We start from the raw sequence: 17419 nt of genomic DNA on the forward strand, positions 1-17419 counted from the left end.
GGCTGCCCTGGATCGTGGCAAAGCTCAATGCTCGTCCTTCCGCGGTTCCCGGCTGTGGCCGGCGTCAGCTACGAATTGGCGCAGCGGGTAGTTTGGGTCCCCCAGCGCCCCTTCCGTGATCACCGAGCCATGTATGGCATGGGTCACATTCAAGAGGAAACTACCACAATAACTGCTTCACGTTTCGTTCAATGAGCGCCCGTTTCATGCCTGCAGCCAGATTGTTATCTGGGCCCGCGTCACGATTTCGACGTCGGCGACACTGTGGCGCGTACTGCCCCACTCGCGTTGTGAGGCCTCAGCGGGCGCTAACGAAGACGAACTTGAGCTAGGAAGATCGCATGACGCGCGCGACGAGTTCGCGCCAGGATTCCGTGAGCCTCTTCGGCGAGATGCCGTGAACCCTCACGTCGTTGACGATTCGTTCCGGGTCCAGCGCGGAAAGCAGCGACATCGCCATGACCCACGGATCCGCGATATCGGCCTCCCGCAGCAGGACCTCGATGTGCCGGTGGGCAAGGACCGTGGCCGGGACATCAAAGCGATTCCGGGCATTGGTTGCGGCCGCTTTCAGGAGCTCACCATTTTCCAGGACGAAGTAGATGCGGCCCTCGCCGAAGGCCATCAGCCGTTCGCTGGGGGTCCCGCCCGGACCCAAGGGTGGTGGACCAAACATGAAGCCGCGCTGGAATTCAGATTCAGAGTCACTCAGAAGGGTCATCATCAGGCCGGCCCTGCTACCGAAGCGACGGAACACGGTTCCCTTGCCAACCTGGGCCTTGCAGGCGAGCGCGTCCATGGTGAGTGCTTCCACGCCGAACTCGTCAACCAACTCGCGGGCAGCGCAAAGGAGTCGCTCGCGATTCCGGGCGGCATCGCTGCGCTCATGCGGCGGACCGAAGGGCACGTCCGGCTGGATTGGGATCGAGCTCACAAGAAACATTCTAGACCCGGGAATAGAAACCGGACCGCGGTCCGTTTAGTATCAGTGAAGGTCCAAACACTTACTAAGGAGACACCATGTCAAAGAGCACCGTTCTTACCCTCGTCGGCAGCCTCCGCGCTGATTCCCACAACAAGAAGCTCGCCGAAGCCATCCAGCTGAACGCACCGGAAAACGTCGAAGTCCAGATCCACGATTCCCTGGGCACCATCCCGTTCTACAACGAGGACATCGACGTCGAAGGCCAGGTTCCCGCCGAAGCTGCAGCCCTTCGCGCTGCGGCAGCAAACGCCGACGCCCTTCTCCTCGTCACCCCCGAGCACAACGGCACCATGCCCGCATCGCTGAAGAACGCCATCGACTGGCTGTCCCGCCCCTACGGCGCCGGCGCACTCAGCGGCAAGCCGACCGCCGTCGTCGGAACCGCTTTCGGTCAGTTCGGTGGCGTATGGGCTCAGGACGAAGCCCGCAAGGCAGCTGGTATTGCCGGCGCCAAGGTCCTCGAGGACGTCAAGCTCGCCGTCCCGGGTTCCATGATCCGCTTCGCTGAGCTCCACCCGAAGGACGACGCCGAGGTAGTTGAGCAGATCAAGGGCATCTTCGAGCCCCTGACCGCCGTTCAGGAAGAAGAAGCCGCAGCCTAGTTTCTTCGCTCTCCTTGCCCCCGCTCCCGCGCCTGCCACTTCGCAGTGCGGGGCGGGGGCATGTGCGTTTCCGGTGTCTACGGGATGCAGCGTGATCAACTCTTGTCCGAACCGTCACCGTAGCGGCATTTTGCTCCGGGTCCCACCGCCTTAACGTTGAACTACAGGCGGACGGACAGGAGCGTGGGGCTGTCATGGGTGCCGAGCGGAGACCAAAAAGCACGACGGCGATCGCGGCTGCCTGCCTTGTGTTGAGTCTGTGGCTGGCTGGCTGTACTTCGGATCCAGGGACCGCGCCCTCCGCCGGTGATACTTCATCTGCTCCTGTGGTGGGGCCATCGGGTCCCGCGCGAGATGCTGCGGTGGATGAGGCTTCCGACGCTCCATCTGCGACATCCACCGCATCGGGAGGCGGCACTGCGACTCGTCCGGATGCACTCGCCACTTCCTCAACCCCTTCGAGCTCCAGTGGTGCTGGCTCTGGTTCTAGTTCCGGATCGAGGTCTGACTCTGGCTCTGGCTCTGGCTCTGGCTCTGGCTCTGGGGTCGACCCTACGTCTGGGCCGAGTGCCGCCGTCGCGCCTTTACCCGTCGCTACGCCAAGCCCTTCACCGACGGCTGTTGCGCCCGTTGCCCGGGCTGCGACCGTACCCCAAGACCTGAATTTGGGGCCGGCGGTGTACTACGTTGCCGTTGACGACGGGGGCGCAAGAGGTGTTCGGTTCGGATGCAACGACAGCCTGGTGCCTGTCCGCGGCGCCCTGGCGCCCGGCGACCCCTTGACGCTGGCGCTGAGCCGCCTGCTGGAAGCTGGCATGCCCATGGACACCGGCGCGGGCCTCTACGATTCGTTGGCTAATTCCTCGTTGCACTTCGTGTCCGGCTACATCAGTGGGGCAACAGTTGTGGTGAATTTGAGTGGAACGCTGCGACCCGGTGGGGTCTGCGACATCCCGCGCATTGAAGCCCAGCTGACCCACACCATCGTCTCCGCCAGCGGGGCATCCCGAGCCGAAATCTACGTCAATGGCAAGACTTTGTCTGAGGCGCTGAGCCTGCGCTAGCACGGGGACCCTCCGGATTTGTTGAGGGCTTCTAGCCGCAAGCTCTCAAGCTGTTGCGATGGCGAGCACCCGCCGTAGTGCCCACGCCACACGGAGCAGCGCCAATACGGACGCGAAGGTGAGGACGAAGACAACTGACTCCGGAATCCAGAGTCCCCTGGAACCATCTCCCTCCAGTACCACGGCGACAAGGGCGGCCACCACCAGCAGGCCAAGGCCCGGTATGGCGAACAGGAACACTTCTCCGATTTGGCGGCGATGCAAGGCGGTGAGCTTCTCCAGGGGAAGCTCGCGCTGCCCGGGCGCCGCCTTTTTGCCGAGCACGTTGATGAGCATGGAGACGCTGGTAAGCGTGAGGCCAGCGGTAGCTCCAGCCAACGTAGCGAGGGTCTGGAACAGGGTTCGACGCGCACCGGGATCGACGCCCTCCAGCATCAACGGCTGCTTCAACAGCCATGCCAAGCCCAGCCACATCAGCACAGCCAGAACCGCCCATGCATAGTCTGCTGGCGGATGGAGCAGAAACCACCTCCACACCGTCCGGCGGCGCCCGGCGTGTTCTACGTCAACGTCGTACAAGCTCATGGTCCGCGCCGCCTTCTGATCCCTCCGTTGGTTTCGCGTCCCTAGGTTTCGCCTTGGCGGGTTCCTCCTTTGTGACCGCAGCCAGGGCTTCCCGCACTGCGGCCATCCCACCTGCGACGATGTCCGGCACAGGGACCGAATCTACGGAGCCTCTGATTTCCGGCAGTGTGAGGGCGAAGAATGCTTCGTTATCCCTGGCCTGTCTGTTGAGAATTGCGACTGCCTCAGCAGCGGACTTCCGGGGGTCGTTGAAAACGTCGGGATCCACTTCGATGTGGGAGATGAAACGCTCCTTCAGGAGATCGACCACCTCGCGGTCGCCGGTCAGGGAGTCTTTGCCCTCGGCTACCACGTAGTCGAAGTGCTCTACCGAGCCTGCCCTCCGGAAGAGGTCAATCAGTTGCTGGATGCGGTCCCGGATCCGCTGCTTGTCCTCGGCCTTTCCCGAACGGCCCACGCTCAGGGAAATCCGGAAGGTTCCCTCGGTCACCAGGCGCGAGGCACTCTCCAGAACGTCAGCCCATTCTCCTTCCATCAACTTTCCGGAGAGGCGTTCAGCAGGAAGAGCGAACTCGAAGCGACTCACCTCAAGCCTGGTGAGGATCTCCTCGATATCCTCGCGGACCACCGGAACCAACCCAGGTTCGAGTCCCAACATGCCTTCGAGGTACTCCCCCATCCTGGAAGCCCGCGGGCCATTGCCGCTGGTGAGCACGGCGATGGCGTTGCGTTTGAGGAAGGCAAAGTAGGTGGTTTCCAGAAGATGGTCGCCCGGCGCCAAGGGGAGGGGCTTGCGGCGTCCAAGCGCATCTCCAACGCTGGGCAGGTTGCTGCTGCGGACCCGATCCAGGAGGATCACCGGATGCGGTGAGAAGGATGCAGTCTGAGCGACCAGCACCGTGCCGTCCATGCCGATGAAATGCCTGTCCGTCCCAGCCTCTTGTGCCTTCTTGAGTACCTCGGCCACGCGGCGCGCCGGAAACGGGGCGCGCAGATCCTCGCCATTCAGTTGGTCAATGCGCCAGAACTGCACACTGCGTCTTGCCATCCGTCCTCCCCGGCCTGCGGTCTTTGCTACTGATTCCAAGCTAATGGCGGGGTAAGACATTAAAGCCGGGTTCCGCCGTCGTGCGCTTTCCTCTGCCGCAAACCGCGCTGCTTAGGGCCGGTACTTGGGCCCCTGGGCAAAGAGCGCATCCATCTCGTCGTGGCTGCGGGTGCCCGCCAACCCTGCCCAGTTACCGTCGCCCAGAATCTCCTTGGCCACCCGCGCGACTTTTGCGTAGGCAGCTTTAGCCGTATTTCCGCCGATGCTGACCCGCCGTATGCCGGCGTCGTGAAGTTCCAGCGGCGATGGCGCGCCTACTCCAGCCAACGCATTGAGTGGCGCGGGGATCTTGCTGGAGAGTTCATGCAGGATGTGAAGGTCCACCACTCCGGGAACGAAGATGCCGTCCGCACCCGCCGTGAGGTAGGACTCAGCACGGCGCAAGGTCTCTTCGTAGGCGTTATCCGGATACTCTCCGGAGAGGTATGTGTCCGTTCGGGCATTGATGAACAACGGGATTCCGCGCTCGTCCGCTACGGCACGGATCAAAGCGATACGCCGCGATTGTTCCTTGATGTCCGTCAGTGGCTCCGCGGCCGAGTCCTCGATGTTGATGCCAATCGCGCCTGCATCCAGCACGCCGTGCACGGTGGCACGCAGTTCGTCATCTGTGCGCCCGTATCCAGTTTCGATGTCGGCAGTAACCGGCAGTTTGGTTGCCCCTACCACCCGCCCCAGCGCCGCCATGGCCAATCCCCACGGCACGTGGTCGCCGTCCCGGAAGCCCAGGCTCCAGGAAACCGCCGAACTTGAGGTGGCTATCGCCGTCGCACCAGCCTCCTGCACCACGCGGGCCGAAGCCGCATCCCAAACATTCACCAGAACCAGCGGCGTGGGTCCGGCGTCGTGAAGCTTGTGGAAGAGTTCGGCCTTGGTCACGGATCCCCGGTGCAGTGTCATAGCTACATTCCAGCCCCTAGCGTTCCCGGCGTAAAGGAAACCCTGCAATTCGGCGCGTTCTTGAAAACATATGTTGCCTAATTAGCAACCTTCAGGAGTATCCTGTCACTGTGACCCACGAAACATTGGACGCCGGCACCAAGCTGCCCGCTGAAGCCATCGACGCCATCGAGCGCGCCGCCACGGCCGCCACCCACCCGCACGAGGAGCTGTTCTCCGCGCGGGCCGCCAACATCAAGCAGTCCGCTGTCCGCGACGTCTTCGATATCTCCATGCGGCCCGGCCTTGTCTCGCTCGCAGGCGGGAACCCATACCTCCAATCGCTGCCCCTGGAAAAGCTCGGCCAGACCGCTGCCAGGATCATCGCCGAAGACGGGATGACCGCCCTGCAATACGGCGGAGGCCAAGGAACCGCGGAATTGCGCCAACAAGTCTGCGCGATCATGGCCGCAGAAGGCATCATGGACGCACAGCCTGAGAACATCGTGATTACTGCAGGTTCCCAGTCAGCGCAGGATGTGGCTACCAAGGTCTTCTGCAATCCCGGCGACGTGGTCCTCGTCGAAAACCCCACCTACGTTGGGGCCCTGAATACTTTCGAGGCTTACCAAGTGCAGGTGGAGCCAATCGAAATGGACGACGACGGGTTGGTACCTGAACTGCTTGAGGCCAGGATCGCCGCGCTCCAGTCAGAGGGCAAGAGCATCAAGTTCCTCTATACAATCCCTAACTTTAACAATCCCTCGGGCATCACCTTGGCGGAAGCGCGCAGGCAGCAGATCGTCGATATATGCCGCAAGGCGAATATTATCGTCCTGGAGGACAACCCCTACGGCCTGCTGCGCTTTGACGGTCACCCCATCGCACCGATGCGGGCTGCAAATCCTGACGACGTCATCTACTTGGGGTCCTTCTCCAAGATCTTCGCACCGGGTCTTCGCATTGGCTGGGCCTTGGTGCCCGCCCACCTGCAGCGTCGTTTCTACCTCGCCTCCGAAGCAGTCACGCTTTGCCCCCCGCCCCTGAACCAAATGCTTGTATCCGCATATTTGCGGGACTACGACTGGCAGGGGCAAGTCGAAACCTACCGGGGCCTGTACGCGGAACGCTGCAAAGCCCTTCTCAACGCCTTGGACGAATACATGCCAGCCGGAGTCTCGTGGACACGCCCTGACGGTGGATTCTTCGTCTGGGTCACGTTGCCTGAAGCCGTGGACACCTACCCTTTGTTGAAGAAGGCCATCGACGCGGGGGTTGTTTTCATTCCCGGCGCAGCTTTCTCGCCGGCAGATGGCCCCTCCAACAAACTCCGCCTGGCGTTCAGTGCTGTGCCGCCGGATACGATTGCCGAAGGCGTACGTCGTCTGGCCCCTGTTCTCGCAGAGGCCATCAAAGCCACCACTGAAGGAGCAGCACTATGACCGGGGTTGTCATTGTAGGAGTAGACGGTAGCGAGACGGCGATGAGGGCGGCCAAGGCTGCCCAGCAACTGGCCATCGGGCTTGGCGCCAGTCTTCGCGTCGTGAGCGCTTTTGACAGCAACAAGACCGAGGTAGTTGAGATCGGGACCGACAAATGGATCGTGTCAGACGCTGCCGAAGCCGAAGCCGTCGCCCGCACCGTGGCGGAGCGCCTGGCTGACGAACGTCTCGAGGTAACGTACTCGGCTGCCCGCGGCAAGCCCGGTGAAGCCTTGGTCAAAGAAGCAGAAATGCTCGAAGCGCAGTTGATCGTGGTGGGTAACCGGCGCATGCAAGGCCTGGGTCGCGTCCTCGGCAGCGTGGCCAACACGGTTGCCCACAATGCTCCTTGCGATGTCTACATCGCCAAGACCGACCAGCCGTAAAGCGAGCTGAATCACGCCGCCGGGTGGGGAGCCTCACCCGGCTTTTGGCCTGATTTTGGCCTGCCCCCCGAAGTCATCGTTATAAAATTGAGATGCCCCCAATGGCGTGAGCCATCCTCCATCAACTGACTTCAGGGGACTTCACTTGCTTACTTTGCAGCCGCGCCAGCGCGTTGGACACGACATCCTGCTTGCCCGCCACGGCAACAGCATCAGCACGATGCGTTTTGACCGCGCGAATGACCGCATCATCGCGATGCTCGACGACGGCTCCTGGGACAGCGCCCCCAACATGATTTCACCCAGCCTGAACATGCCGGAAACTTTCGGCACCATCATGCGCAAGGACTGGCGGTTCCTCTCCCTCGCCTGCGCCGCAATGATCACCGTCGCAGCCATCGCTATGGGCATCAGCGTGGAGATGGCAAACCACATGTCCACCACCGAACTCCAGGCGTTGCTGGTCAACTACCCCGCGTTCTAAAGCGGGCCCATAACAGCAGGTGTCCGGAGGGCTGCCCTCAGAGCATCCACTCCCGTAGCAGCCACCACAAACCTGCGATGACGGTGCCGCCGAACAAAGAACCGGCGATGACTTGGCCGAGCGTATGGGCGCGAAGCACCACCCGCGACCACCCCACGGCCGGAACAATGACCAACAGGGGCAGCCAAGCGGGCCCAAACATCAAAACTGTAATGACGGCAGCGGCGGCGATGGCCGAAGCGTGTCCACTCATCTTCCAAAAAGCACTCACCACCGCCAGAACGGCGATGCCTCCGAGCAGGGCGATGATCATCACTGAAACGCTCATCGGACCCCCGATCAGCTGAAGCACCCCAACGCCCGCAAGCACGGAAATCAAGGCAAGCCACAGCAACGGGGGCCGCTGCCGGCGGTCGCTGACATGATGATCGGTGATTCTGCCCAGCCTGATCATCACCAGCACGTACGCCAACGGCAGAACACAGACGAAGAGGGCTCCCAGAAGCCCAAAGCCCATGGTGCCGGGAAACCCGGGTTCGATAGCCGGACTGATCAGCAGTAGCGCCGTCACTACAATGGGCGGCTGGAAGGCCTCCGTCAGAACGCGGGCGACAGTGCGCCAAGGTCCTGACAGCAACTGGGCAGGCACATGACCAGATTTGCCAGCGGCCGCAGCGGAGTCCGGCTCTGCAGCCGCATTGGTGGCGGACGGGCGATCAGTCAAGCAACCCGGATCAGTCAAGCAACAGCGCCGGTTCTTCAAGAATGGCAGCTACGTCGGCCATAAAGCGGGCCGAGAGATCGCCGTCCACAACGCGGTGGTCAAAGGACCCACCCAGCGTGGTGATCCACCGCGGAATCACTTCCCCGTCCAAGACCCACGGCTTCTGCTTGATGGTTCCAAACGCAATGATGGCAACCTCACCGGGATTGATGATGGGCGTACCCGTATCAATGCCAAGCGCACCGATGTTGGTGATGGTCAGGCTGCCACCCTGCATCTCGGCAGGCTGCGTCTTGCCCGCACGGGCCTTGGTGGCGAGATCGTTGAGGGCGAGGGCCAGCTCCTTCAGGGAGAGGTCCTGGGCGTCCTTGATATTGGGCACCATCAAGCCACGCGGTGTCGCAGCAGCAATACCCAGGTTCATGAAGTGCTTGATCTGGATCTCCGCACCACCATTGCCATCGGCATTCTCCACCCACGTGGCGTTGACACTGGGGTTCCGCGCGGCGGCCCAAATGACTGCCTTTGCCAAAATAAGCAGCGGAGATACCTTGATGCCCTCGAAGTCCCGCGAAACCTTGAGCCGCTTGACGAACTCCATGGTCCGGCTCGCGTCGACGTCAACAAAGATGCTGACGTGCGGTGCCGTGAACGCGGACTCCACCATGGCCTTGGCGGTCGCCTTACGCACACCCTTGACAGGTACGCGCTCGATCCTCTGGTCCTGCGGCTTCTTGGAAGCACCCCAGAACGACTCCGCCTGATCAAGCTCAGCGTCACGCTGCGCCTGATAGCTGACCAGGTCCTCGCGGGTCACCTCTCCCCGCTGTCCCGTCGCTACGACGTCGGCAAGGTCAATGCCGAGATCGCGGGCGAACTTGCGCACCGGCGGCTTCGCCAAGACCTTGTTGACGAGCCCGCTGATGGTGCCGCTGATGGCGGCACCGCGTGATGCGGCGGTCTGGGCCGTTGACGCTCCCGTCGCTGCTACTTCTGGCGTCGTGACTTCTGGCGCTTGGGTAACGGGCGCGTGCGTTACGGGCGCTTGGTTGACCGGCGCGACGATGGCGCGTGCCGCCGTCGGGCGTTGAGGCACCGGCGTCTGTGCTGCTTGGGCAGCCAGAACCGCTTGGTGGTCCTGGACTGTACCTTCGGCGTTTTCAGCGACCGTAGTTGCCTCGCCAGCGCTGGCTGGACGCTTGCGCGCACGGCGCTTCACGGCGTCGGCCTTGGGGCCGGAACCCACCAACGGGCCGCCTGCCGGGCCGTTTTCGCCACTGTCAGTATCAGCGGGAAGCTTGCCGTAGAGAGGGGCATCGACGGCGGGAGCCGCCGCCGGAGCCTGGGTCACAGGCGCTGCATCCCCGGGCTGGTTGTCTGAAACGGCGATTATTGCCGTGCCAACCTCAACCGTGATGCCTTCCTCGACCAACAACTCGGTGACCGTTCCGGCGAAGGGCGACGGGAGCTCAACGAGCGACTTCGCTGTCTCGATCTCGCACAGGACATCGTTGATGGCAACGGTGTCGCCGGGCTTGACCTTCCAAGCCACTACCTCGGCCTCGGTAAGGCCTTCGCCGACGTCCGGCAGGTTGAATTTCTTTACAGTCACGGTGGTCCTCGATTTCCGTCTGCCCGGCTGTGAAGCCGGACTGGATCAGGGCGGTTTAGTAAGCCAGGGAGCGGTCGAGCGCTTCGAGGATCTTGTCGATGTCCGGCAAGTAGTCCTCTTCAACCTTGGCCACGGGATATGGCATGTGGAAACCGCCAACGCGGATCACAGGTGCTTCAAGGTGCAGGAACGCCCGTTCGCTGATCCGGGCGGCAATTTCTCCGCCGATGCCCCCGAACGTGGGTGCTTCGTGGGCGACGATCAGGCGGCCGGTCTTCTTGACCGACGCCTCAACGGTGTCGAAGTCCAAAGGCGAGATGGAGCGGAGATCAATGACCTCGATGCTGCGTCCATCCTCGATTGCGGCGTTTGCTGCAGCCAGGGCAACCGGAACCAACGGGCCGTAGGCCACAATCGTGGCGTCCGTACCTTCACGGACCACGTGTGCTTTGAAGGGGTCTTCTGACAGGCCTGCATTCTCAACATCCACTTCGCCTTTGAGCCAGTAGCGGCGCTTGGGCTCGAAGAAGATCACGGGGTCCTGGCACTCAATGGCCTTCTGGATCATCCAGTAAGCATCGTGCGCGTTGGACGGCGAAATGATACGGAGGCCAGCGGTGTGCGCGAACAACGCTTCCGGGGATTCGGAGTGGTGCTCGATCGAACCGATGCCGCCACCGTACGGGATCCGAATAACCACAGGAACAGTCAGCCGGCCATGGCTGCGGGCATGGATCTTGGCCAACTGCGTGGTGATCTGGTTGAAGGCCGGATAGACGAAGCCATCGAACTGGATTTCGCACACAGGAGAGTAGCCACGCAAAGCGAGCCCAATCGCAGTACCAACGATGCCGGACTCGGCCAGAGGGCTATCGACGATACGGTCCGCACCGAATTCCTTGATCAGGCCGTCCGTCACCCGGTAAACGCCACCGAGGTGCCCGATGTCCTCGCCCATCAAGAGGGACTTCGGGTTGCTCTTCAGCGATGTTCGGAGACCTTCGTTGATGGCCTTTGCAATGGTCATTGTTGCCATCAGTTAGCTGCCTCCTGTTCGGTTTCGAAGCCTGCCGAGTATTCTTCGAACCACGCCTGTTCCTCCGCAATCAGCGGGTGTGCTTCGGCGTAGACGTTGGCGAAAGAATCGCGGATGTCCGGCACCTCAAGGCCATGCGTGGTGCTGCGGACATACTTGGCCAGCTCATCGCCGTCGGCCTGCACCTGATCGAAGAAGGCTTCATCGGCGAGCCCTTCAGTCCTCAGGTATTTCTCCAAACGCTCCAGCGGATCCTTCTCACGCCACGCGGCTTCTTCAGCCAGTTCGCGGTACTTGGTGGGGTCGTCAGCTGTAGTGTGTGCGCCAACCCGGTAGGTGTAAGCCTCGATGAGCACAGGGCCCCGGCCTTCACGGGCATGCTCAAGGGCCCATTCAGTGACGGCATGGACGGCAATGACGTCGTTGCCGTCCACACGGATTCCCGGGAAACCGTAGCCCTTGGCACGGTTGGCCAACGGGACCTTGGTCTGGACTTCGGTGGGCACAGAGATGGCCCAGTGGTTGTTCTGGCAGAAGAAGACAACCGGGGCATCGTACGAGGCAGCGAAAACCATTGATTCGTGGACGTCGCCTTCGGAGCTGGCGCCGTCTCCGAAGTAGGCAATCACGGCAGCCTTGGGATCATTGGACTCACCGGCAACCGCGAGCTTCTGGTCCCGCTGGATGCCCATGGCGTAGCCCACGGCGTGAAGCGTTTGGGCGGCCAGGACCAAGGTGTAGAGGTGGAAGTTGTTCCCGCGCGGGTCCCAGCCTCCGTTGGAGACTCCGCGGAACTGTTTCAACAATTCAGCAAGGTCCACGTTTCGCACCAGGGCGACACCGTGTTCACGGTAAGTGGGGAAAATGTAGTCCTGGGGCTGGCTGGCGTGTGCCGAGCCGATCTGGGCGGCCTCTTGACCGGTCAGGGGCACCCACAATGCGAGCTCACCTTGACGCTGCAGAGCGGTGGCTTCCTGGTCAAAACGGCGGATCCTGGCCATGTCGGCATAAAAGACGCGGAGCTTTTCAGGATCTATACGCTTGGCATAGTCAGAGAAGACGGGATCGGTGCCTAGCTTTCCGTCAGGGCCGAGCAACTGGACCATATCTACGGGTTCACCCGAGGCAGTTACAGCCGCTGAGGTTGCCGCCAGAGTTTCGTCGGTCCCGGGGGGCAGTTGTGTCGAGCCCATTCCGTCTCCTTGCTTGCCGCAGCTAGTGCCGGGCAATGTCTGTCGCTGGGATATATGCCCATTCCGGAATGCATTCCGGAATGGGCATATATTTTGGCTTTCGTCCTTACTTTATCGGCAGTAAGTAGCGTAGGCGCATTTGTTAACCGCTAGGAACTGTGCGGAGCCTTTGTATAACCTGCACAGAGTTTCAGGAACCGTGTATTGGCTTCCACTTCACCAATGCTGACCCGCACTCCCTCATTGCCGAAGGCCCGGACAGACAAGGCCTGCTCGGCTGCCAACGCCGCAAACTCGCCGCTGTTCGCGCCTAGGTTCAACCAAACGAAGTTCCCTTGGGCTTCCGGCACGAACCATCCGAGATCGCGGAGACCCGAGGTGACGCGGTCTCTCTCGTCCACCAGGCTTTGTACCCTTTCGACAACCTGGTCGAAATTCTCGAGGGATGTAATCGCGGCGCGTTCTGCAATTTGCGAAACGGCGAAGGGTGTAGCCGTGACCCGAAGGTGCTGGGTGAGCTGTGGGCCGGAAACACTGTAGCCAACGCGCAGTCCCGCCAACCCGTGGGCTTTGGAGAAAGTCCTCAGCACCACAACATTGGGGTATTTCCGGTAGAGCTTGATCCCGTCTACAGCAGCTTGGTCGCGGACGAATTCCTGGTAGGCCTCATCAATCACCACCACCACGTTGGGCGGCACCGACTGGATGAACCGCTCCGTTTCCTCAGCCGTAAGGATGGGCCCGGTGGGGTTGTTCGGGGTGCAGAGCAGGATCACCTTGGTGCGCACAGTAACCGCGGCAGCCATGGTTTCGAGATCGTGACGGCCATCCGGAAGCAACGGAATCTGCACGCTGGCCGCTCCGGCAAGGCCCACACAAATGGGATAGGCCTCGAAGGAGCGCCAGGCGTAGATCACCTCATCCGACTTGCCGTCGTCATTCTGGCCCGCAAAGGTGGCAAGAATCTGGTTGAGTGCGCCGAGGCTTCCTGCACCGGTGACGACGTCGTCAGCTGGGACATCAAGGAAGTGAGCCAAAGCATTGCGCAATTTGGTTGCAAGGGGGTCTGGGTAGCGGTTGATGTCGGTCTGATCTGCGATGGCCTGCAACACTGCAGGGATCGGAGGCAGCGGGTTTTCATTGGACGACAATTTGTAGCTGGTGAGGCCCTCGATCGCAGCGGGGGGTTTACCAGCCGCGTACTTGGGGAGCCTGTCCACGACCGGTCGAGGGAGTACGCCCTCCGGTGCGTTGTCAGTAGTAGTCATGGATTCAAGCCTACTTGCACGCCTGCGGCGTTTGGGGTGTTCGGCCGCCAACGTTCATCCTCATCAAGCTACCTCTCCTTTAGTGATGTCCCAGCCGAGCCACAGACGAGTGTGAAAGCATGGGCGCATGGGTTCATTCATCGTTCGCGTCCTGATCAATGGTCTAGCTCTGTGGATCGCCAGCTGGCTGTTGGAGGGACTGGAGATCTCCTCCTCTGCCACTGAGAAGGCGGCAGCCAACGCGGGGATCACAGAGGGCGCGGATGCAGCAGGCATCGTCTTGGCTTACCTCTTTATCGGCCTGATTTTTGGGGTGGTCAACGCGTTCGTGCGCCCGCTGGTGAAGATCCTGTCCCTCCCTGTGACGATCCTGACCCTGGGGCTGTTTACGATCATCATCAACGCAGCCATGCTGTACCTGACAGCGTGGCTGAGCAGCTTTACGCCTGTGCACCTCACCATTGACTCATTCTTCTGGACAGCCATCCTCGCCTCGATCATCATCAGCATCATCAGCTTGGTTGCCGGCCTCATCCCAGGGGCCCGCAAACGCTAGATGCAGTTCCCGCAGCTGGCGACCCACGTACCGCTTGGGCTGCACCCACCATCGGGCTGTATTACCGCGTACCGTACTTACCGTGCCGCGCATTTGCGGTGCCCTGTACTAACGGCGCTGTACTGACGCGCCCCGTACTTACCGCGCCCTGTACTTACCGCGCCCCGTACTTACCGCGCCCCGGCCACGGATCGCGTCTCTGGAAGATTGGGGTTCCGCAGGCCCGGCTTTTTGTCCGGCACGGGTGCCCGTTGCAGTTTGAAATGCGTCACCTTTGCCGCCCCGCCTACACCAACAACACCCGCGAACGCCGCGGTAGAAGCCGCAAGCGAGGCATCCTGACTCGCCGTGACCAATTCGGCGCCTGCTGCGTAGTTATCCAGGCTATGACCGGGTCCCAAGCCATGGCCTTCCCCCTCGGGCGTTTTGACGTCATTGTTCAGCGTGACAGTGACCCTGTCCTTGGTATCCGGGTTTAACCGGCCATCCGAACTCGGGACCCAATCCTGGACATGCTCCAGATGCAACGCAGCAATTCCTGGTTCCGGGCTGATACCGCCAACGGGGGCTCCAGCCGTTAGGACGTACCGCAGATCGAATTCGCTGAGGAATGCCTCGTTCTGGCTGAGGTTCATGGCGTGAGCGCCTCCTTGGCTATGACCGACTGCCACCACCTGCTCGCCGGCTTCAGCGCCCGCTTCCCGCAATGCCTGACCAATAGCCGGCACCACTTCTTCAGAGTTGTAACCGAGGGCTTCACCAACACCCGGCATGTCGAAAGGATTGGTATCTGGTGCTTTAGGTTGTGTTCCCGGAATCAACACCATCCAAGAGGACGAGCCATTGTGGTCGAGCTGGATGATCTCAATTTCTCCATCGCCCCGGGCATGAAGTTGCTCGAGTCGCCGGAGGCTTTCCGCCATGGACGGATCCACTTGCTCGATCGACTCGTCGATCTTCTCGATGCTCACCGGGCGCGGCCTCAGTCCGGGAACGAGGGGTGATTGCAGAAGTCCACGCATGATGCTCCGAGCCTCCATCCCCGGGGGAATGATGCTTGTGGCCACGTTGTGCATGATGTCCCGGCCAGGTAGCCACGGTGCACCTGACATCTTCATCTCATCAGGCCTCAATATCCGCGGGTACAGGTTCCGGACCTCTGTTTGCACGTAATCGTTATGGCTGGACCGCACACTCGCGGTGACACCAACCAATTCCTGACGCACCCTGCCTACGTCCTGACCGCTTTCAGCCACCGCATCGATCGCGGCGCACCCCGAGGCGTACGAGTCGAAGAGGTAAGGCCCCAAATCAGCCTTCACCCTGCGGGTTTCTGCTTCCACACCAATTAATTGTTGGATCAACTCGTCAAGCAGCGCCGCTCCACGCAGGAGCTCTTCCAACTGGCAGGATATTCCGCCCACTCCGCCACGAATGCTGAGGATCCCATCGGTGGCGGGTGCCGTAGGTTGAGGGGTTGAACCCGCGCCAACAGGAGCAACATCAGCCATCAGTAGCCCCTCCCGCCGGAGACGGCGACGTTCTGGGAATGACGGAGTACTGAGGCAGCAGCGTCTTCCAATGATGCCCGTGCACGCATTAGCGCCGACGCGTGAAGCGCAATGGTTGTCCTGTATGCACTTCCGGCGGGAGACTGCCACTCTTCCAACTGGGTCCGCCGCAAGGATGCCAGCACGGCATCCGTCTGATCCACGCACGACTTAATTCGCCAAGCGAGCCGTTGGACCTCGTGACTGCGCGAGGCACACTCCAAGGGATCGAAGGTGGGTGGGGTGGCTGCAGGCATCAAGCCGACGCTCATGTCCGTGTACTCCATTGATTGTTCTGCTGATCGGTTGGTATGACGCTACGGAGCCGCGGAACCGGGCGGAAGCGCCGCCGTCGGCTATGTGGATAACCCGGGCGGCTGTCCACATAGCGCAGTCACCAACTCGGGCGCCTCCACGGATCATGAAAGAATAGGCAGCATGGCTGAATCCCCTCGCGTGTCCCTCGCTTCTGAACCCCTCGCTCTTGGCGCCCTCGATGGCCGGTACCGTGCCGCCGTCGCGCCCCTCGTTGACTACCTGTCCGAGGCCGCATTGAACCGAGATCGCGTTCACGTTGAGGTTGAGTGGCTGATCCACCTGACCAGCCAGTCGGTGCTGCCCGGCGCGGGTCCCCTGACGGACGAGCAGGTTTCACAGCTCCGTGCCATCGTCACCGAATTCAACGCCGCATCGGTTAACGAACTCGCCGAGATCGAGGCCGTCACTGTCCACGACGTCAAGGCAGTGGAGTACTACATCGGCCGCCGCCTGCCCGCGATTGGCATCGAAAACCTGACAGCCATGGTCCACTTCGGCTGCACGTCAGAGGACATCAACAACCTCTCTTACGCTGTTGGCATCAAGGGCGCCGTAGAGGATGTTTGGCTCCCCAACGCCACCGCACTGGTCCAGCAGATCGAGGCCATGGCCGAAGCCAACCGCTCGGTTCCCATGCTGTCCCGCACACATGGCCAGCCCGCCACGCCCACCACGCTCGGCAAGGAACTGGCGGTCATCGCGCACCGCCTGAGCCGCCAGCTGGCACGGATCTCCAAGACCGAATACCTGGGCAAGATCAACGGTGCCACGGGCACATACGCGGCACACGTTGCTTCCGTCCCTAGCGCCGACTGGGAAGCTGTTGCCAAGACCTTCGTAGAAGGACTGGGCCTCACCTGGAACCCGCTCACCACGCAGATCGAAAGCCATGATTGGCAGGCAGAGCTCTACGCCGATATTGCCCGCTTCAACCGCATCCTGCACAACGTCTGCACGGACATCTGGAGCTACATCTCCATCGGATACTTCCGGCAGATTCCCGTTGCCGGTGCCACCGGATCCTCCACCATGCCGCACAAGGTCAACCCGATCCGCTTCGAAAACGCCGAGGCCAACCTCGAAATCTCGAATGGCCTGCTGGACACCCTTGGTGCAACGCTGGTTACTTCCCGCTGGCAGCGTGACCTCACGGACTCCTCCTCACAGCGCAACATCGGCGTCGCCTTTGGCCACTCCCTGCTGGCGATCTCCAATGTAGCCAAGGGCCTCAAGGCGCTTGACGTCGCCGAGGAAGTGCTTGCGGGCGACCTCGACACCAACTGGGAAGTCCTGGGCGAAGCGATCCAGATGGTCATGCGTGCTGAGGCCATTGCCGGTGTGGAAGGCATGGAGAACCCCTACGAGCGCCTGAAGGATCTCACCCGCGGCCAGCGCGTGGATGGCGCCCGGATGCAGGAATTCGTGCAGGGGCTTGGCCTGTCGGCCGATGCCGAAGCCCGCCTGCTCGCCCTCACCCCGGGCAAGTACACCGGCATCGCCGACAAATTGGTGGACCACCTGAAGTAGCAACAAACGCTTGACGACGGCGGACCGGGGCTGGATGCCTCGGCCCGCCGTTCGCGTTTAA

Annotated in this window: 18 protein-coding genes; 7 read left to right on the plus strand and 11 right to left on the minus strand. The window is 61.6% G+C overall.

Annotated features, from left to right (window positions below; genetic code table 11):
- Positions 1-328: 328 nt before the first annotated feature.
- Positions 329-934, minus strand: coding sequence for a TetR/AcrR family transcriptional regulator (locus tag ACFX4T_RS14350; protein ID WP_377652456.1), 606 nt, complete (start codon positions 932-934; stop codon positions 329-331).
- An 86-nt stretch (positions 935-1020) separates the two neighbouring features.
- Here ACFX4T_RS14350 and ACFX4T_RS14355 point away from each other — a divergent pair, with 86 nt between their 5' ends.
- Complete coding sequence (locus ACFX4T_RS14355; protein WP_216926254.1) at positions 1021-1587, plus strand: NAD(P)H-dependent oxidoreductase; 567 nt, start codon at positions 1021-1023, stop codon at positions 1585-1587.
- A 677-nt stretch (positions 1588-2264) separates the two neighbouring features.
- Positions 2265-2651, plus strand: coding sequence for a GerMN domain-containing protein (locus ACFX4T_RS14360; protein ID WP_377652457.1), 387 nt, complete (start codon positions 2265-2267; stop codon positions 2649-2651).
- Positions 2652-2696: 45 nt separating this feature from the next.
- Here the strand turns inward: ACFX4T_RS14360 and ACFX4T_RS14365 are convergent, their stop codons facing one another.
- From ACFX4T_RS14365 to ACFX4T_RS14375, 3 genes are all read right to left on the minus strand, one after another.
- Positions 2697-3236 carry a hypothetical protein gene (locus tag ACFX4T_RS14365; RefSeq protein ID WP_377652458.1) on the minus strand — a complete coding sequence of 180 codons (540 nt, stop codon included), beginning with the start codon at positions 3234-3236 and terminating at the stop codon, positions 2697-2699.
- The gene (locus ACFX4T_RS14370; protein ID WP_377652459.1) at positions 3217-4284 is read right to left on the minus strand and encodes a hypothetical protein; all 1068 of its coding nucleotides are present in this window, start codon (positions 4282-4284) and stop codon (positions 3217-3219) included. The genes ACFX4T_RS14365 and ACFX4T_RS14370 overlap by 20 nt, the downstream gene beginning before the upstream one ends.
- Positions 4285-4395: 111 nt before the next feature.
- Positions 4396-5244, minus strand: a complete 849-nt coding sequence (locus ACFX4T_RS14375; protein ID WP_377652460.1) for an isocitrate lyase/phosphoenolpyruvate mutase family protein — start codon at positions 5242-5244, stop codon at positions 4396-4398.
- A 110-nt stretch (positions 5245-5354) separates the two neighbouring features.
- Here ACFX4T_RS14375 and ACFX4T_RS14380 point away from each other — a divergent pair, with 110 nt between their 5' ends.
- The 3 genes from ACFX4T_RS14380 to ACFX4T_RS14390 all read left to right on the plus strand — a co-directional run bounded on the left by ACFX4T_RS14380 (position 5355) and on the right by ACFX4T_RS14390 (position 7574).
- Positions 5355-6665, plus strand: coding sequence for a PLP-dependent aminotransferase family protein (locus ACFX4T_RS14380; RefSeq protein WP_377652461.1), 1311 nt, complete (start codon positions 5355-5357; stop codon positions 6663-6665).
- A complete protein-coding gene (locus tag ACFX4T_RS14385; protein WP_216926248.1) occupies positions 6662-7090 on the plus strand; it encodes a universal stress protein in 429 nt (142 codons plus the stop codon). Before ACFX4T_RS14380 ends, ACFX4T_RS14385 begins: the two co-directional genes overlap by 4 nt.
- Positions 7091-7235: 145 nt before the next feature.
- Complete coding sequence (locus ACFX4T_RS14390; RefSeq protein WP_377652462.1) at positions 7236-7574, plus strand: hypothetical protein; 339 nt, start codon at positions 7236-7238, stop codon at positions 7572-7574.
- Between the two features lie 37 nt (positions 7575-7611).
- Here the strand turns inward: ACFX4T_RS14390 and ACFX4T_RS14395 are convergent, their stop codons facing one another.
- From ACFX4T_RS14395 to ACFX4T_RS14415, 5 genes are all read right to left on the minus strand, one after another.
- Entirely contained in the window at positions 7612-8208 is a 597-nt protein-coding gene (locus ACFX4T_RS14395; RefSeq protein WP_377652528.1) for a phosphatase PAP2 family protein, read from the minus strand.
- 100 nt (positions 8209-8308) lie between these two features.
- Positions 8309-9910 (minus strand): dihydrolipoamide acetyltransferase family protein, encoded by a 1602-nt coding sequence (locus ACFX4T_RS14400; RefSeq protein ID WP_377652463.1) that lies wholly within the window; start codon positions 9908-9910, stop codon positions 8309-8311.
- 55 nt (positions 9911-9965) lie between these two features.
- Positions 9966-10946, minus strand: coding sequence for an alpha-ketoacid dehydrogenase subunit beta (locus tag ACFX4T_RS14405; RefSeq protein WP_377652464.1), 981 nt, complete (start codon positions 10944-10946; stop codon positions 9966-9968).
- A complete protein-coding gene (gene pdhA / locus ACFX4T_RS14410) occupies positions 10946-12139 on the minus strand; it encodes a pyruvate dehydrogenase (acetyl-transferring) E1 component subunit alpha (RefSeq protein ID WP_377652465.1) in 1194 nt (397 codons plus the stop codon). Before pdhA ends, ACFX4T_RS14405 begins: the two co-directional genes overlap by 1 nt.
- Positions 12140-12288: 149 nt before the next feature.
- Positions 12289-13407, minus strand: a complete 1119-nt coding sequence (locus tag ACFX4T_RS14415) for a histidinol-phosphate transaminase (RefSeq protein ID WP_216926245.1) — start codon at positions 13405-13407, stop codon at positions 12289-12291.
- Between the two features lie 127 nt (positions 13408-13534).
- On the opposite strand from ACFX4T_RS14415, the gene ACFX4T_RS14420 reads away from it, so the two are divergent.
- Positions 13535-13963 carry a phage holin family protein gene (locus ACFX4T_RS14420; RefSeq protein ID WP_216926244.1) on the plus strand — a complete coding sequence of 143 codons (429 nt, stop codon included), beginning with the start codon at positions 13535-13537 and terminating at the stop codon, positions 13961-13963.
- 170 nt (positions 13964-14133) lie between these two features.
- Here the strand turns inward: ACFX4T_RS14420 and ACFX4T_RS14425 are convergent, their stop codons facing one another.
- Both ACFX4T_RS14425 and ACFX4T_RS14430 read right to left on the minus strand, forming a co-directional pair.
- Entirely contained in the window at positions 14134-15474 is a 1341-nt protein-coding gene (locus ACFX4T_RS14425) for a hypothetical protein (RefSeq protein ID WP_377652466.1), read from the minus strand.
- Complete coding sequence (locus ACFX4T_RS14430; protein WP_223947249.1) at positions 15474-15785, minus strand: hypothetical protein; 312 nt, start codon at positions 15783-15785, stop codon at positions 15474-15476. The genes ACFX4T_RS14425 and ACFX4T_RS14430 overlap by 1 nt, the downstream gene beginning before the upstream one ends.
- Before the next feature lie 166 nt (positions 15786-15951).
- Between ACFX4T_RS14430 and purB the strand changes: the two genes are divergently transcribed.
- Positions 15952-17358, plus strand: coding sequence for an adenylosuccinate lyase (purB, locus tag ACFX4T_RS14435; protein ID WP_223947250.1), 1407 nt, complete (start codon positions 15952-15954; stop codon positions 17356-17358).
- Positions 17359-17419: the final 61 nt, after the last annotated feature.

The sequence above is a fragment of the Paenarthrobacter sp. YIM B13468 genome, assembly GCF_042788025.1.
Taxonomy (GTDB): domain Bacteria; phylum Actinomycetota; class Actinomycetes; order Actinomycetales; family Micrococcaceae; genus Arthrobacter; species Arthrobacter aromaticivorans.